This is a genomic window from Paenibacillus phytorum (genome assembly GCF_013141715.1).
Classification (GTDB): Bacteria; Bacillota; Bacilli; order Paenibacillales; family NBRC-103111; genus Paenibacillus_E; species Paenibacillus_E phytorum.
Map to the genome: position 1 here is coordinate 1 of NZ_WHOA01000008.1, position 15,677 is coordinate 15,677.

Annotated in this window: 18 protein-coding genes; 3 read left to right on the forward strand and 15 right to left on the reverse strand. The window is 45.5% G+C overall.

Features of this window, described 5'->3' with window-relative positions; all coding sequences use genetic code 11:
• Nucleotides 1-171: 171 nt before the first annotated feature.
• The 4 genes from rarD to GC098_RS01830 form a co-directional block, all read right to left on the reverse strand.
• Nucleotides 172-1,053 carry an EamA family transporter RarD gene (gene rarD, locus GC098_RS01815; RefSeq protein WP_171640411.1) on the reverse strand — a complete coding sequence of 294 codons (882 nt, stop codon included), beginning with the start codon at nucleotides 1,051-1,053 and terminating at the stop codon, nucleotides 172-174.
• A gap of 160 nt (nucleotides 1,054-1,213) precedes the next feature.
• Entirely contained in the window at nucleotides 1,214-2,299 is a 1,086-nt protein-coding gene (locus GC098_RS01820; protein ID WP_171640437.1) for a nitric oxide synthase oxygenase, read from the reverse strand.
• 71 nt (nucleotides 2,300-2,370) lie between these two features.
• Nucleotides 2,371-2,703 carry a hypothetical protein gene (locus GC098_RS01825; protein ID WP_171640413.1) on the reverse strand — a complete coding sequence of 111 codons (333 nt, stop codon included), beginning with the start codon at nucleotides 2,701-2,703 and terminating at the stop codon, nucleotides 2,371-2,373.
• Between the two features lie 25 nt (nucleotides 2,704-2,728).
• The gene (locus tag GC098_RS01830; RefSeq protein WP_171640415.1) at nucleotides 2,729-3,427 is read right to left on the reverse strand and encodes a pirin family protein; all 699 of its coding nucleotides are present in this window, start codon (nucleotides 3,425-3,427) and stop codon (nucleotides 2,729-2,731) included.
• A 182-nt stretch (nucleotides 3,428-3,609) separates the two neighbouring features.
• On the opposite strand from GC098_RS01830, the gene GC098_RS39745 reads away from it, so the two are divergent.
• Both GC098_RS39745 and GC098_RS41435 read left to right on the forward strand, forming a co-directional pair.
• A complete protein-coding gene (locus GC098_RS39745; protein ID WP_171640416.1) occupies nucleotides 3,610-3,981 on the forward strand; it encodes a transposase in 372 nt (123 codons plus the stop codon).
• A gap of 134 nt (nucleotides 3,982-4,115) precedes the next feature.
• The gene (locus GC098_RS41435) at nucleotides 4,116-4,322 is read left to right on the forward strand and encodes an IS3 family transposase (RefSeq protein ID WP_171640418.1); all 207 of its coding nucleotides are present in this window, start codon (nucleotides 4,116-4,118) and stop codon (nucleotides 4,320-4,322) included.
• Nucleotides 4,323-4,556: 234 nt separating this feature from the next.
• On the opposite strand, the gene GC098_RS40710 is transcribed toward GC098_RS41435, so the two are convergent.
• The 10 genes from GC098_RS40710 to GC098_RS01885 all read right to left on the reverse strand — a co-directional run bounded on the left by GC098_RS40710 (nucleotide 4,557) and on the right by GC098_RS01885 (nucleotide 13,290).
• Nucleotides 4,557-4,691, reverse strand: coding sequence for a hypothetical protein (locus GC098_RS40710; protein WP_281366893.1), 135 nt, complete (start codon nucleotides 4,689-4,691; stop codon nucleotides 4,557-4,559).
• A 96-nt stretch (nucleotides 4,692-4,787) separates the two neighbouring features.
• Nucleotides 4,788-6,878, reverse strand: a complete 2,091-nt coding sequence (gene abc-f, locus GC098_RS01845; protein WP_171640421.1) for a ribosomal protection-like ABC-F family protein — start codon at nucleotides 6,876-6,878, stop codon at nucleotides 4,788-4,790.
• 107 nt (nucleotides 6,879-6,985) lie between these two features.
• Nucleotides 6,986-7,129: a hypothetical protein gene (locus tag GC098_RS01850; RefSeq protein ID WP_171640423.1), complete on the reverse strand. Its 144-nt coding sequence runs from the start codon at nucleotides 7,127-7,129 to the stop codon at nucleotides 6,986-6,988.
• A 146-nt stretch (nucleotides 7,130-7,275) separates the two neighbouring features.
• Nucleotides 7,276-8,178 (reverse strand): response regulator, encoded by a 903-nt coding sequence (locus tag GC098_RS01855; protein WP_216625118.1) that lies wholly within the window; start codon nucleotides 8,176-8,178, stop codon nucleotides 7,276-7,278.
• Nucleotides 8,179-8,183: 5 nt separating this feature from the next.
• Nucleotides 8,184-9,494, reverse strand: a complete 1,311-nt coding sequence (locus GC098_RS01860) for a sensor histidine kinase (RefSeq protein ID WP_171640425.1) — start codon at nucleotides 9,492-9,494, stop codon at nucleotides 8,184-8,186.
• Entirely contained in the window at nucleotides 9,479-10,240 is a 762-nt protein-coding gene (locus GC098_RS01865) for a TSUP family transporter (RefSeq protein ID WP_171640427.1), read from the reverse strand. The genes GC098_RS01860 and GC098_RS01865 overlap by 16 nt, the downstream gene beginning before the upstream one ends.
• 35 nt (nucleotides 10,241-10,275) lie before the next feature.
• Complete coding sequence (locus tag GC098_RS01870; protein ID WP_171640429.1) at nucleotides 10,276-10,926, reverse strand: amino acid ABC transporter permease; 651 nt, start codon at nucleotides 10,924-10,926, stop codon at nucleotides 10,276-10,278.
• A 20-nt stretch (nucleotides 10,927-10,946) separates the two neighbouring features.
• Nucleotides 10,947-11,600 (reverse strand): amino acid ABC transporter permease, encoded by a 654-nt coding sequence (locus tag GC098_RS01875; protein WP_171640431.1) that lies wholly within the window; start codon nucleotides 11,598-11,600, stop codon nucleotides 10,947-10,949.
• Between the two features lie 69 nt (nucleotides 11,601-11,669).
• Nucleotides 11,670-12,542, reverse strand: coding sequence for a glutamate ABC transporter substrate-binding protein (locus GC098_RS01880; protein ID WP_376773782.1), 873 nt, complete (start codon nucleotides 12,540-12,542; stop codon nucleotides 11,670-11,672).
• A 19-nt stretch (nucleotides 12,543-12,561) separates the two neighbouring features.
• A complete protein-coding gene (locus tag GC098_RS01885) occupies nucleotides 12,562-13,290 on the reverse strand; it encodes an amino acid ABC transporter ATP-binding protein (protein ID WP_047678152.1) in 729 nt (242 codons plus the stop codon).
• A 223-nt stretch (nucleotides 13,291-13,513) separates the two neighbouring features.
• On the opposite strand from GC098_RS01885, the gene GC098_RS01890 reads away from it, so the two are divergent.
• A complete protein-coding gene (locus GC098_RS01890) occupies nucleotides 13,514-14,890 on the forward strand; it encodes an extracellular solute-binding protein (protein WP_171640433.1) in 1,377 nt (458 codons plus the stop codon).
• A gap of 508 nt (nucleotides 14,891-15,398) precedes the next feature.
• Here the strand turns inward: GC098_RS01890 and GC098_RS01895 are convergent.
• Nucleotides 15,399-15,677, reverse strand: a 279-nt coding sequence (locus GC098_RS01895) for a hypothetical protein (RefSeq protein ID WP_171640435.1), incomplete at its 5' end; no start/stop codon positions are given.

A 15,677-nucleotide genomic window follows, 5' to 3' on the forward strand; every position in this document is an offset into this window, starting at 1 on the left:
AAATCCAATGGAATTGACTTTTAGGCTGCCAAATCCCTACTTTCATTGGATTAATCCAATGAAAGTAGCAGACAGACTGCGAAATACATATAGTGGGATTTCATTTTTCCGAATATGACTTTTGAGGCAGCCCCTTTTCTATATCTCCTAAAATGATCCACGTTTGAAAGCTTACTTCGCTACAGAAGTTCTCGCCACTCGCATCGACGCAAGTGCATAAACGATCAGCGCCGTCCAAATCAAAGAGAAACTAATGAGAAGCACCGGAGAGAATTTCTCTTTAAATACGAACACACTTAACATCAGCGTAATGGAAGGACCAATGTACTGAATGAAGCCCAGCATCGAAAGAGGCAGCCGAGCAGCCGCTTTAGCAAACCATAGCAGAGGCAAAGCGGTTGCCACACCTGACAATAATAGCATCACTAAAGAGATAGGCGGTAATGCCCATGCGGAATCATGATGTGTAAAGTGTAAGTAGGCAATATACGCGACTGCTATAGGGAAGACTATGACGGTTTCCCCTGCCAGCCCGATAGAGGCATCGTAGGACACCCTCTTTTTCACAAGACTATAAAGGCCGAAGGAAAACGCTAGTGAGAGAGAAACCCATGGGAATCTGCCGTAATCGATGGTTGCCAACAAAACACCGGCACCCGCCAAAACAACGGCCACCCACTGACTGCGGCTTGGTTTTTCACGCAAAAACATGACCGCCAGCATGATATTAATTAGGGGAGTAATATAATATCCCAGACTCGTCTCGATGACATGGCCGTTATTGACAGCCCAAATGAATATCAGCCAATTGGAGCTGATTAAAATGCTGCTGACTCCGATCTGGAGAAGCATTTTCCGGTTCGTAACCATCTTACGAAATTCAGTCCATCGACTTTTCCCTATCAGTAAGAGAATGGCCATGAATACAAATGACCAGATGACACGATGAGACAATATTTCACCCGCAAGCAGAGACTCAAAAGACCTCCAATAAATAGGCAGCAAGCCCCATGCGGTATAGGCAAGAATGGCGTACCAAAGCCCTTTTTTCATAGTAAAATCCTCTTTTCAATTCTAGTAACACAATTCTATGAATCTCGTAATTTGTCCCTAGGTCAATTTTCAAACAATAAATCCCCGAGTATTTACGGGGATCCGACTACACAATGTATGGCCTATCCTTTAACGAAGACAAAATCCATTTGCGACTTACTCAGCCCTCATGCCGATAAAAAAAGTTAGGCAGCTTCACTTCATTTGAATAATGCTGATGAAAAACATGCGTTGTCGCTGGGGATAGCGGCGGGATCAGCCACGACCAATCACCCGTGACGTCACGACTGACCTTTTGCTCTTTCTCTTCAAAAGACTTAAATTGCTTTGCTGCCGTATGATGATCGACAATTGCTACTCCCTGCTGTTGATAAGAATGCAGCACAGCCACATTTAATTCAACAAGGGCTCTATCTTTCCAAAGAGAGGCATCACGCCGAGTATCCAGACCCATGACAGACGCTACGCGCGGCAGCATGTCATATCTCGCTTGATCTGCAAAGTTACGCGCCCCGATTTCAGTGCCCATGTACCAACCATTGAATGGCGCAGCGGGGTAGTGAATCCCTCCAATTTCGAGGTACATATTCGACACGATCGGTACGGCATACCATTTGAGATGCAAATCATCGAACGCTACTATATCCGGATGTGTAATATCCACTTCAAGGACGAGCTCGGTAGGAATCTCGAACAACTTCGGTTTCCGATCTCCCATTTGAACAACAAGCGGCAGCACGTCATAAGGCGTCCCAGCCCCCTGCCATCCAAGCGATTGGCAAAACGCAGTTATTTGAATAGAAGCTGGGTCACCGAGAATCCCACTGTCAGTTTCATAACCCGCGTAACGGATCAATTGGTCATTATGAATAAAGGCTCCCTGAGCCGAATTATGCGTAGGTGGGAAAATCGTAATCACTGGACGGATTTTGCCGCCATTGGTTGCCGTTTCTATATGACGCAAAAGTGCCTCAGCCATCTGTTCTTCGGTTTCTATATAACGAGCATCGTGTACAGTCAGTGTTTCCCAGAACAATCGCCCAATACAACGGTTGCTGTTGCGCCATGCCATTTTGGCTCCATGCTCGAGCTCTTGAAGGGTATGTTCGTAGTAACCTTTATACCTAATGGCTTCGGTAATTTCAGCAAGACGAGCCTCGATTTTGCCCGAGCTTTGGCCTAGTTCAGTATAACATTCCTGGATAAAAGGGATAGCCTTCTCTAGTAATTGATCCTGCACTTTCATAGATGTTGCTCCAATCCGATAAAGGGGAGCCCCACAAGCATCTGACACCTGCAAGCTCTCCCTATGTTGATTTACAATTGCGTACTAAACTGATCAGGAATGTATACGATTTGAGACTTTGCTACTATAGTTAACTCGCCTTTTTCCTCGGAAAAGTGAACTGAATCATCGCCTACATAAAACCATAATTTCTTTGTAGGCTCATTTTCAAATTCCTGAAATAGGAAAACGTTGAGTTCCTCTTTCCATTTCAAAAGCTCAGCAATATCTTCCTTCTTCTCTATCTGCACGGTAAATATCCATTGGTCTCCAACCTGCTCACATGTGTAGGGGATCGGATGTTTACCTGTATCTACGAACGCTCGACCACCCACTGCATGTTTAATTAAAAAGACTTCCTTCATCCGCGTAGCCCTCCTTCATCATTCATTATGGCAGATCGATTAGCATGAAATGTGTATCTTCTATCGCACGTATAGCAACCGTCTGTTCAGCTTCCATACGAGCGCTATCCTTCGTTTCCAGCACGGCATCATTGGCAGATAACTTCCCGCTTATAAGCATTAGAAAAATGCGTCGATTCTCTCCTTGTTTAAACACAAGCTCTTTGCCCGCTTCCAGCTTGCTGAGGTAAATGCTCATATCCTGGTGTATCTTGGCAGCATGCTCGCCCCCCTCGGGCGTAACAACCGGCAGCAGCGAGTTTTTCATGGCTTCAGGCTCATAGGTAACATTCTCAAAGGACGGCTCCGTGCCCCGCTTAGAAGGCATGAACCAAAGCTGAAATAGACTCATCGGTTCCGTATCCGACGCATTATACTCGGCATGAATAACGCCGCTTCCAGCTGACATCCGCTGCACGCCATTCACACCCGTTACCGCAACATGCCCCAAACTATCTTCGTGTTTAATTGCTCCGCTGAGAACGATGCTGACAATCTCCATGTCGCTATGGGGATGTGGACCGAAGCCCCGACCAGCCGCAATGTCATCGTCATTACAAACACGCATAACCCCGAAACCTACATTATCCTCATCAAAATAATCGCCGAACGAGAAATTCTTATGGCTCTTCAGCCAGCCCAGATCGGTTGTATTACGCGTATGCGCAGGGAAAACTTGAATCACAGCAATCGCCTCCTTCTTTAATACGTATAGCTTATCATATATGGACTACCGACTTCCATGTCGGAACGGTGGCGGAAAGATCTCCCAAATGCCAAAAAACCTCTACTCTCACAAACATGAGGTAGAGGCTTATAGCATGGTTTAACCGTTCTAGGCACCTAATACGGAGCCAACAAAATCCGGTGTGCCATCCGAAACTTTTTAGTAGACACAAACTAAGGAACGACCTTTATAATAAATATATAAATTCAAGGTCGAGGTGTGGCAAGGGAAACCAACGGGAAAGTTATGATGAGGAATTTAAACGTAAAACAGTTGAACACATGGAAACGGAGAATAAGAGACCAACAGAGATAGCCAGAGAACTAAATATCCTTAAAAGTACCTTAAGTCGTTGGATTAAACAGTATGGAAGTGATGCTGTGGAGTCACAAACCCAAGTGTTTGTCGACTATGAACGATTGAAGAAGCTGGAACAACTTAACCTTGAGTTACTAGAGGAAAATGAAATTTTAAAAAAGGCGAAGCACTTCTTCACAAAAGACCCTCGCTGATTTATACGTTTGTTTTTAAACACCGCTTCCAGTACCGGGTCGAGAAGAAGATGTGCTCCGTATTACACGTATCAAGAAGCTGATATTACAAATGGCTCACACGTAAGCCTAGACCTCGTGAGAAACGCCGAATTATGCTTGAAAAACGAGTTCAGTATCATTTTAAGAAATCCAAACAGCTTTATGGTAGCCCAAGGATCACGGAAGAGTTGCTCAAAGAAGGCCACATAGTGTCTTCTAAAACAGTTAGGCGTCTCATGAAGAAACTAGACTTAAAGTCGCGCACCGTACGGAAATACAAGGCCACCACGAATAGCATTAGTGAACGAGACAACTCATAATTTTGAGCTGATTCATAATGAAAACTTAGGATCTTAATGCAACGGTTGTTCCTTAGAAGTGTGACTACTTTATTCCAGAAGTGCCTCTCCATACTTTCGGGGAACTTCGATGCGTGTCTGCGGGAATAACGTTGAATTGGTGTTCTCGCGGAACGTCGATGCGTTATTTGCGGTCATTTCGTCGTTTTTCAGGCTTTCGCGGAACGTCGTTCCGCTATTTCCTTGTTTTGCCCTCTAATCGCACGGTTTTCCAACAAATAGCGCTCCTACGTTCCGCGGCATGCCCATTTTAGCGCTATTTTCTTCAAATAGCGGCGCGTCATTCCGCGACGGATGCAGTCTCATCGATTTCTCCGTTTCGGAATCCACGATAACAAATAAAGGGTGAGATTCCCTCACCCCAAACTAAAATAGTGGGCCTCCGCCCACCCTAAACCAAAAAAGGGGGCATCCACCCCCCTTTTTCTATTCCTGCTCCTCTATCTGCATCCACTGCTCATAGAGCCTATCCAACATCTCCTGCGCCGCTTCTCTTTCCGCCCACAGTTGGCTAAGTTCATCTGCCGCCAGATTCTCTAGCCGCTGGTCCAGATTGTTCAACTGCGCTTCGCCATCCGCAATCTGTTTCTCTAGCTTCTCCCGTGTGAACACGGATGAGCTTTTAGACTTCCCTCGTTGCGCCGCATTGGCAGTATTTTTAGCCGTAGCACTCGCTGAATCACTTAGCGCAGCACTCCTAGAAGCTCTTGGCGAAGCACTCTCAGCATTTCTTGCCGTTGCACTTGTACTTGCACTTGCACTTGCACTTGCACTTGTTTTTGCACTTGTACTTGCATTTGCATTTACAGCATCCCTAGCCCCAGCATTCGCACCAGCCGATTTTCTCGCACCAACAGCAGCCGACTCACGAATTCGATTTTCACGCAATTGAGCACTCTTCTCTTTATAGTCATCAAAGTTGCCCAAGTAAACGGTAATTTGCCCTTGATCCAGCTCCCATATTTTCCGCGACAGCCGATTCATAAAATAACGATCATGCGTCACCGCCAGCACGGTTCCCGGAAACTCCTCAAGCGCCTCTTCCAACGCTTCCCTTGAAGCAATATCCATATGATTCGTGGGCTCATCAAGAATAAGTAAATTAGGCTTACGCAGCACAAGCAGTGCTAGTCGCAATCTAGTCCACTCGCCTCCCGAGAGAGAACTAACCGACTTGAATACATCTGCTCCATAAAATAAATAAGCAGCAAGCCGGCCCCTAGCCTCTCCTTCTTCCAGCTTCGCTTCCTCACAGAAGTAAGTCAGCACCGATTTCTTATGGTCCTCGGGATACTCTTGTTGAGCCAGATAACCAATATCGACTCGTGCTCCAATCTCGAGTTCCCCTTGGTCAGGCTGCTCTTCACCCAGAATCATTCTAAGCAGCGTTGTTTTGCCCGAACCATTAGACCCGACGAGCATTACTTTCTCGCCATACTCCAGCAAGCCGCTTGCCCGCTTCAGCAGCACTTTATCCCCATACTGCTTATTCACGTCATCGAAGCGAATCACTCTCCGACCTGAGCGGTCGTCCAGCTTCAACCCGAATTCCGCTGCCTTCGGATCAAGAACAGGTCGTTTGAGCTTCTCCATCCGATCCAGCGCTCTCTGCATAGAAGCCGCCCGGCGGAAAAATTTCTCGTTCCCTCCTATTCGGCCCCACTCCGTCAGTTGTTTGATCGTCTCTTTCATCTTTTTGATGACCTTCTGCTGCTCCTGATAATCAGCAAACTGCTGTAGCAGTCTGATTTCCTTCTCCTTCACATATCCCGAATATGAAGTCAGATAGGTCGTAGACTCGCCATCTTCCAACTCAACGATCTTCGTAACTACCCGATCCAGAAAGTAGCGGTCATGAGAAACAATGAAACACGCACCATCATAATGGGTGAGATATTCCTCCAACCACTCCACGCCGAACAAATCCAGATGATTCGTTGGCTCATCCAGCAGCAGCAAGTCAGGTTTGCCGATCAGCTGGGATGCGAGCGCAATCTTCGTATTTTCCCCTCCGGACAGCGAGGCAAAACTCCGCTCGTAAAACTCCCGTGCAATGCGTAGTCCGTTCGCTACCTGGTCGATTCTTGCATCCAGCTCGTAGCCGCCTTCCCGTTCAAAACGTTCTTGCAGCTGAGCGTACCGCTTAAGCAGCTGATCTAGCAGCTTCTCATCGCTCATGACGTCTGGGCTCGACATTCGCTGCTCCAGCTCGGTCATGTTGGCGCGGCATTCAAGTAGCTCTTGCAAACTCGCGGCCAGCACATCATACACCGTACCGCTTTCCCACTCCGTTGGGATTTGTGCTAAATAACCGATCCGCGTATCTTTTCGTACCGTTAATTGCCCTTCATCGGGCTTCTCCATTTTGGATATAAGGCGCAGCAGAGTCGATTTACCGCTGCCATTGCGTCCCACAAGTCCTATTCTTTCTCCCTGATGAATTTCAAAAGTAACATCCTCAAGAACCAGCTGCGCACCATGGTATTTCTTTATATTTTGACCGTTAATCATTAACATAATGAAGGATCCTCCTAGTTTATGAAAGACCCTATCCATCGCAACCTACGTACAAAAAAAGGCCGCAGGAAAATCCCTACGACCTTTCGGATTGATCCGTTTGAGGGTTAAGGTAGGTGTCTTTTCGTGAGTTGTAATTCCGTATGAGCATAAATGGACAGACTTCTCGCGTCTTTGACTGCTGCATGAACGATGCCAGCCATCGCAATGGGTAACTGGCTCACACGGTTGTTCACGAACTCTCGATTCATCCTACCTTCACCTCCTTCTTCTTCATTATTTCAAAATAATACCATAACCAACGGTCAATTCGCAACCAGAAACTACCCTTATTTTGTTCATATCTGCCCAAATATTATTCTAATCTAAGCTAATTTTGTTCTTGTCCGCCCTATCCCTAATATTCACTGCGCATCTTATCCGTAACTTCAAGATAGAGAACTTGGAGAAATTTCTTAATATTGACCTTGCCCTTCTCCGGCTTCCAGTTCTCATCGATTTCTTTCATCTTCATACGCACATCCTGAAATTCAAAATAAAGAGGCGCATAATGTTCAAATTTCGGATTGCTATAATCCGTTAAACCGATACTGGCAATATGGGTTAATGCAGCCATGACCGTACGGCGAATCCGTTGTTCGACGGCTTTGCCTTCTTTTTCAACATCCGCTTCCTTCACCTTGTGGCATCTAGAAACGGTTTCATAAAGCTCCTTGAGCGGCGGAATTCCTTCCGCTTTATGATGTCGTGTGAGATTTTCCATAATGTCCATCAAGTCGCGACTGCCGGTGTCGCCTACGATCCCCATATCCATGAGAATGGGCTGCATAATTTCGCGGACGCTGCGTTTTTTACGAGTACTCTCAGGGCCTGTGTGCAGTAAACTTAGCTTGGTTAAAGATTCTTTAATCTCCTGCAAGGAGCGGCTAATGTTCCACTGCTCGTTAACCTTGGACAGCACCGCTTCCACTTCAATTTTATTAATTGGTTTTTGAATATAGAATTCAACACCAGCTTGATAGGCCTTGCCAATCATTTCTTTATTTTCAATTTGCGAAATCATCACGTATTTCCCTTGATAACCTTGCTCCTTCAATCGAATAATCGTCTCAATGCCATCCTGATCCGGCATTAATAAATCAATGACCACAACATCCGGTGTGGTTTCCAGAAGGACCTTCTCCCCTTCGCTCCCACTGCCAGCCGTACCAACGACTTCGCCTAAACCGCCTTTTTCAATGATCTTTTGCAGCATCCGTCTACTTACCGCATCATCGTCAACAATTCCGAATGACAGCATGATCTCTACGCTCCTTTTTTCAACGTATCGGTCAATATAGTAATCACAAAAGTGGTCTGAAAACCCGGCTCGTCTGAGCGTAAATGAATGTCTCCACCTAAAGAATGAACAATATCTCGAACATGAGAAAGTCCAATCCCGGTCGCGGCAAAGCCCTCCTGATTGAATTTGGTCGTAAAACCAGGTGCAAAAATCATATCTCTATCCTGCTCAGAAATGCCAACACCGTTGTCAGCTACGATTATGACGGTCTCGGCACCTTGCTCATAAGCACTCACGAGTATCGATCCTTGATCTTCAATCGCTTCTACGGCATTAGACACGAGATTATTGATTACTGTTAAAAGGGGGAGGTATTGATCCGAACAATAGTCCGTTTGAATGTCGCTTTTGAATTGAATCTTTTTGCCAAGCATCGCACTATAACCCAAGTTGGATTTAATAGCGAACTCCACGACTTCGCCCAGCCTCATATCGGAAGCGAAGTCACGATCGAACAGCTTCAACAACCCGGCTAGGATGCGTTGCGAATCTTTTTTGACCTCATGAATTTGCTGGGTAATTTCCAAAATGGTACGAGAGTAGCTTTTCAACCCCGCGCCATTGATTTTTTCATATAAATTGTGGCTCTTGGCTGTTATTTGCTCAATCGTATCCATCGACTTCCGCAAGTAAAATACTTCGCCATATAAACCACTATTCGTATTTAACATCTGCTCCATACGCTTCTGCTGCTCATTATGCAGGACTCGCATCTGATTAATGGTCACACTGTTGTAGATACCAACGACGAAGTAGCTCCGCACGACAGCGGTAACTGTGATATACACTAATTGCTCTGAAAACATATTCGTTGAATGGAAAATCAAGCTGCGCGCCAACAATTCAATCTCATTGGACATAAGATCAATAACCGATAAGAACAACCCCAGAACAAAAGGGTGGAATTGGTCCCAATTCCGTTTAATGAAGCTCATGGCAATCGCAAAGGTCATATAATAAAAAGCGGCTGATAAATGCGTTTGCGCGCTCGCACTGAAAGACATGGCTCCTTGTAATAGGATACCGTCCTCCAAAGTCCGAAATAGCAGGACTGTGATTCCGGTAATGATACCTGTATAGACATAAGGCAGATGCTTCATCAAAAGCAAACTGAGTAGAAAGGCACTGCTGCCAAGTCCAATCCGAAACATTTCGCCACTGAAAGGTGTGATCTTAAACTCTCCGGCTATGGCCGTCACGATTGCGACGAGAATCATTTGCAGCCCTTCGTTCTTTAAGCGTCCCAGCCTTTCACCCCCTATAAGATATCCCATATCTGTTTGCCAATAAGGATTATACAAACGGTAAGAAATAGCGGTCGAACGTACGCTGAACCTTTGCGGATCGCCATGCGTGAGCCCAGCAAAGATCCACAAACCATGGCTATTCCCATCGGGATGCCAATCCCATAATTAATGGATCCTAGAACCATGAAAGTAGCCAAGCTAGCCACGTTGCTCCCGAAATTTAGTACCTTGGAATTACCAGCTGCTTTGACGAAATCGAATCCTAACATCAGAAAAACGAAAATAAGAAAGGAACCGGTCCCCGGTCCGAAGAAACCATCATAAAAGCCCAAACCGAATGCTGCGAAGCCCATTAACATCGCTGTTTTCGTTGAGAATTGGCGGAAGGTAGAAAGATCCCCCCAATTTTTACGGAAAATCGTGTAGATGGTGATCAATATAAGCATAACGACAACCAACGGCTTTAAGAAATCAGATGGAATTTGCCGCAGCACCATCGTTCCGCATACAGCTCCTAAGAGAGACAAAAAGAACAAACCGCGTACGGCTTTCAGATCGACATTTCCGGACCGCATGAAAGAAATCGTGCTCGTCAGAGAAGACATGGTGCCCGCCAATTTGTTTGTTCCAAGTGCGATAGCCGGGGGTAACCCCGTTGCCAGCAGAACCGGAAGAGCGATCAGCCCCCCTCCACCAACGACAGAATCTACATAAGCCGCTACAAAACCACCGATGATGATGAATATCATCATTTCCCAACTTACATGTAACATGATGCCAAGACTCCTTCTGGATGTTATATTCCTCTTTATACCAATCTTGATTCCATCCTGCGGGCTGCTAATGATAGCGCATAATTCACAGCGAAATACAGAATAGCCACTAAAAATAGAATAGGAATGGTATAACTGTAGTTTTGTCCAATTACTATTTTCGCATGGTGCATCAGTTCAGGCAAGGAAATAACAATCGCCAGAGACGTATCTTTTAACAGGGATATAAATTGACTCACGAGTGGCGGCATCATTCGGCGCAGCCCCTGAGGTAAAACAATATGCCAAAGTGTTTGCACATAGCCTAGTCCTGAAGATCTAGCGGCTTCAATCTGCCCTTTATCGATGGAATTCAGGCCGCTTCGCACAATCTCCGCAATCATCGCGCCTTCAAATAACGTCAATGCCAAGATCGTTGCATTCATGGGTCCGAGTTTAATTCCGATATCCGGTAAGGCAAACCTTGCGAAAAATATGATTAACAGCAGCGGTAAATTGCGAATGAGCTCGACTGCTATGGCCAGAATCGGTGAAACAACCGGCAGCTTCGTATACCGGATTGTACCGACAACACATCCCACAATAAAGCTCAATACAATAGAGATCGCAGCGACTTTAAGCGTCATATAGAAACCTTCAAATACAAACCTTACATTATCAGCCGAGAAAGCATGCATGATATCCATTCGTTCACCTCCCCCTAAAGTCAGTCCGTACGAGCTAATTTACGTTCAAGGCGCAAGGCCACGTAACTTAGCGGCAGCGTGAGTATCAAATAAAGCACAGCAACGAAGATATAGGTATCGAACGTAGCATAGGTCTCACTTGCGACCTGATCCCCGAAATACATGAGATCAAAGCCTGCGAATACGCCAAGTACGGAAGAGTTCTTAACGAGGTTAATAAATTGGTTGCTAAGCGGTGGTATGACAATTTTGATTGCTTGCGGAAGGACGATATGCCACATAGTTTGGAAATAGGTCAGTCCCGAGGATTGTGCTGCCTCAGATTGGCCTTTGGGCACCGACATAATACCGGCACGGATCGCTTCTGCGATAAAAGATGCCGTGTACACCGTAAGGCCTAAGGTCCCGCATACAAATCCGCTAAGGGTAATACCCATGGACGGCAGGCCATAGAAAAACACGAATACAACAAGCAAGAGCGGTATGTTTCGAATAAACTCTACATAGGCAGTCCCAATCCATTGCAGCGGTTTCACCGATCCAATACGAAAAATGGCAATGATCGTACCCAGCACAAAACTGCCAATTAACGCAATAACGCTGGCAATGATCGTGTTGAAGAAGCCCTTCATGTAGATATCAAAATAATCGGTAAAAATCGAGAAATCCGGCATGCGCTCCCCCCTCATAGACAGAAGATGGGCAGCAGCTGCCACCCATCTCTTCTTTTATTCTTGTTACTCTTATTTGGTTGGCGCTTTGCCAATCCATTTCTCGTAGATTTTCGCGTATTGACCGCTTGACTCCAGCTTCTTCAGTCCATCATTCACCGCGGCTTGAAGCGTTGTTTCACCTTTTTTAATCGCGATACCATAAGGCTCATCCGTGAACGGTTCACCAACCACTTCGAAGTTCTTATCTTGTTCCATCATGCCATAGAGGATGGCATTATCTGTGGTCAACGTATCCCCTTGACCCGCTTTCAGGGCGCTGAAAGCATCTTGGTAATTATCAAACTCAAGTATGGTGGCATCGGGGGATTTCGCTTTAATATTCGCAACGGAAGTAGCGCCTTTCACTGCCAATACCTTCGTTCCCTTTTTAACATCCGCTACACTCTTAATAGGGCTGCCTTTCTTAACAAGCAAAGACTGTCCGGCTTTAAAATAAACATTAGAAAACTCAACTTGTTTCTTCCGCTCTTCGGTAATCGTCATCGTCGCGACAATCATATCAATCTCTTTGTTGTCGAGCATCGGAATGCGCGTCTTGGACGTTACTTCTTTTAACTCAATTTTCTTCTCATCGCCCAGGATTTCTTTCGCTAATGCTTTCGCAATGTCGATGTCGAAGCCTTCAACTTCGCCGCCAGTCGGGTTTTTCAAACCGAATAGCTTAGTATCAAATTTCACACCAACGACAACTTTACCTCTGCTTTTGATCTCATCCAGAACGGACGCTCCACCTGCTGGCTTCGCAGTGCTTGGAGCGCTGCTTGCTGCCGGAGAGTTAGCCGGAGTGCTTGATGCGCCTCCTTTTGTGCCGTTAGAGGCACACCCTGCCAATGCGAATATCGCAACTAACATAAACATGAAATTCCACTTTTTTGACATCATGGTTTTGTTCATCTCCTTATTAATGGTTAAGTACTCGATTCAGAAACAATTTCGCTCTTTCTTCACGAGGGTTGACGAAGAATTCCTCGGGAGGTGACTCTTCTACAATCTGACCTTTGTCCATAAAAACAACGCGATCGGCTACTTCACGGGCAAAGCCCATCTCGTGCGTAACCACAACCATCGTCATCCCTTCGTTTGCAAGCGCCTTCATAACATCAAGGACCTCTCCAACCATTTCCGGATCCAAGGCTGATGTGGGCTCATCAAACAACATAATCTTCGGCTTCATCGCCAGTCCCCTCGCAATGGCCACACGCTGCTGCTGTCCACCTGATAACTGTGAAGGAAAACTGTACGCCTTATCTTGAATACCAACCTTATCCAGAAAATACATCGCAATCTCGTCGGCTTCTTTCTTAGCCATACCATGCACCTTCATCGGAGCAAGCGTAATGTTATCGATCACTTTCTTATGCGGATATAGATTGAAATGCTGGAATACCATACCGATATCTCGGCGCAGCTTGTTCATATCCATCTTCTTATCGCTGACCTTATACTCATTCACGATAAGCTCACCGCTTGTGATGGTTTCCAGCCGATTGATACACCTTAGCAGCGTACTCTTGCCTGAACCTGACGGACCTACAACGACAACGACTTCACCCTGCTTAATCTGAAGATTAATTCCTTTGAGCACATGAAAATCGCCGTAATGCTTCTCTACTTGACGAAATGAGATCAATGGAACCCCCCCTTCGAAGAATCATTATTGATGTAAACTATTTGTTATGTAAATTAACACATTTAAAGGATAAGGAAAAAACTATGGAATCTTATGCAATCCGACATTTCGTTAGAAAAAAATGATGACAGCAAGATTACGAACCTTGTGTCCGATCTGCTTGGCATACTATAATATAACCCAGATAGATACCAACATTGATTGGCCCGGAGGTTCTAAATAAATGGCGGGTAAACCCAAACGATCAACCTTCCGAACCCGACTGGAAGATATGGTCACGACATTACAGAGCGACATCGTAACCGGAAAACTTCAGCCCGGTGACTTTTTACCTTCTGAATTAACACTTGCAGAACAATTTCAGCTTAGCAAAAACTCAGTTCGCAAAGGACTGGAAGCACTACTCGATCAGGAAATGATCGAAAAAGCGCCGCGAATCGGGACGCGCGTTGTTGGAACGGGTCGGAACGAAAAGCTTACCCTAAAATTCGGTTATTATCCTACTCTCGCCCTTGAAGCTAATTTATTGGAACTGGTCGAAAAGTTTCAACAGCAGCATCCGTATATTGCCGTCCAAATGATTCCTCTTTCGAATTCGTACTTTTCTCAGAACGCGAAAGAAGCCATGGAGAGAGACTCGCTCGACCTTATCACTTTAAATACTCAAAACTACGAAACGGTTACTGAAACTGGAGCAGTCTCGGATATCCTAGAGCCGCTCGAACGAAAGAATGGCACTTATACCTTTCTATCGGGACCGTTCACCAAAGACAGTCATTTGTACGTGCAGCCGTTTATATTTTCACCGATCGTCTTGTGTTACAATCGCGATCATTTCAAGGAAGCCGCATTGCCTGAGCCGGATAGCAGTTGGCGTTGGAACGATGTACAGACAGCAGCACTGGCCTTAACGCAAAAGCATGACCGCATCGGCATCTTGTTTCACCTGCAATCCATCAATCGATGGCCGCTCTTTTTGCTGCAAAACAAGGTCGTTTTTGAACGAGATCAGCACGGTAAGCTGATTTTCAACAATGAAAATTTTCGAAAAGCCATGCAAACAAGCCTTGGGCTGTTTGAAGGAATGAACCCAGACAGCGTCTATATGTCGGAGAATGACTCTGATGCCGAACGATTTTTCTTGCAGCAAAAAACATCCATGATTGTGACCAGCTATTACAGCTTGAACCATTTGCGTAATGCTGATTTCGCGTATGACATCGCACCGCTTCCCTATTCGTTGGAAGCGAAGACTCAGCTCTTAATCATTGGTCTTGCGGTTATTAAGTCGAGCAAGCACAAGGAAGCAGCCCAAACTATGCTCGATTTTCTCGTTTCGAACGAAGCGCAGCTGCATATTCGCAAAACCACCCTTACCATTCCTAGTGTCAAAACGGCAGCTGAGTGGATCGGGGAAGAGACGTTGGCGCGTCCTTCCAGGTTCTTCATGTACCGAGACATCATCCCGACATTTAGTTTCTACACCGACATGAATGTTACTTTCCATGAACTGGAAACCATGCGTCACATTCTCAAGCTGTACTGGGCACGGCTCGACGACTTCGAGACGGTTTGTCGAAGGCTACAAGACGCATACTAGGATAGACAATAATGTGAGAAGAGATGGTGCCGGACGAGAAAAACGGCTTACGCCGTCCTCGGATGAGAGCTCGAGTTAGGCCCAAGATGCATATGTTGAAACATTTGCTTACTTATCTGTGTAATGTTGTACGTTGTACAACAATAGGTAAGCTAATCCACGTTTTCCACGTGAATGTTGCAGAACATGCAACAATTTCAGCTAAAAGTAGCTCAATAGCATGAAAAAGGGCTAAATTGTTGCAGAACATACAACATTCTTAGCTTAACCAGAGGAATTCAAGGAAATTGTTGTACGCTGTACAACTTTCCTTCCTAACTCCTCATTTCTCCCAATAACCAATAGGGGATAAGCCTCGGCTTTCCTCATAGCCTAAACATATAATTTCTTATCTATCGAGAAAAAAAATCGGGTAGAGGAGCAAACGCTCCCCTACCCGATTTTTTAATTTTCGAACGGCCTACGAAGTGGCAAGAACCCACCTTCGGCAGCTATCGTAAGACTATATTCACAGCTGAAATAGTATAGTTGGATTTGTTGCGATGTTATTTACACTTTCCTTGCGAGTTGCTCCATATGTCACGCTAAAGGTATAGGAACCAGATAGTAATTCCTTGTTAATCTCTCCGCTGGTTGTATTTCCGAAAGGCCGCCAGCTTCCTGCATAATAGCTTACCATGCCGCCATTGATTGGATTCCCTTGGCTATCCTTCAGCTGTACCTTAACGTTGATCGTCTGGTAGACAACCACAGGATCAGCTCCAATATTTTGCACTTTTTCGTTGTG

What these genes read in the sequence shown, in the direction of transcription:
- GC098_RS01855 (WP_216625118.1), bottom strand. Translation starts at nt 8,178, where the DNA reads ATGCTGTCATTCGGAATTGTTGACGATGATGCGGTAAGTAGACGGATG.
- GC098_RS01825 (WP_171640413.1), bottom strand. Translation starts at nt 2,703, where the DNA reads ATGAAGGAAGTCTTTTTAATTAAACATGCAGTGGGTGGTCGAGCGTTC.
- GC098_RS01865 (WP_171640427.1), bottom strand. Translation starts at nt 10,240, where the DNA reads ATGTTACATGTAAGTTGGGAAATGATGATATTCATCATCATCGGTGGT.
- GC098_RS01880 (WP_376773782.1), bottom strand. Translation starts at nt 12,542, where the DNA reads ATGATGTCAAAAAAGTGGAATTTCATGTTTATGTTAGTTGCGATATTC.
- GC098_RS01875 (WP_171640431.1), bottom strand. Translation starts at nt 11,600, where the DNA reads ATGCCGGATTTCTCGATTTTTACCGATTATTTTGATATCTACATGAAG.
- GC098_RS41435 (WP_171640418.1), top strand. Translation starts at nt 4,116, where the DNA reads ATGCTTGAAAAACGAGTTCAGTATCATTTTAAGAAATCCAAACAGCTT.
- GC098_RS01850 (WP_171640423.1), bottom strand. Translation starts at nt 7,129, where the DNA reads ATGAATCGAGAGTTCGTGAACAACCGTGTGAGCCAGTTACCCATTGCG.
- GC098_RS01860 (WP_171640425.1), bottom strand. Translation starts at nt 9,494, where the DNA reads ATGGGATATCTTATAGGGGGTGAAAGGCTGGGACGCTTAAAGAACGAA.
- GC098_RS01870 (WP_171640429.1), bottom strand. Translation starts at nt 10,926, where the DNA reads ATGGATATCATGCATGCTTTCTCGGCTGATAATGTAAGGTTTGTATTT.
- abc-f (WP_171640421.1), bottom strand. Translation starts at nt 6,878, where the DNA reads ATGTTAATGATTAACGGTCAAAATATAAAGAAATACCATGGTGCGCAG.
- rarD (WP_171640411.1), bottom strand. Translation starts at nt 1,053, where the DNA reads ATGAAAAAAGGGCTTTGGTACGCCATTCTTGCCTATACCGCATGGGGC.
- GC098_RS01820 (WP_171640437.1), bottom strand. Translation starts at nt 2,299, where the DNA reads ATGAAAGTGCAGGATCAATTACTAGAGAAGGCTATCCCTTTTATCCAG.
- GC098_RS01890 (WP_171640433.1), top strand. Translation starts at nt 13,514, where the DNA reads ATGGCGGGTAAACCCAAACGATCAACCTTCCGAACCCGACTGGAAGAT.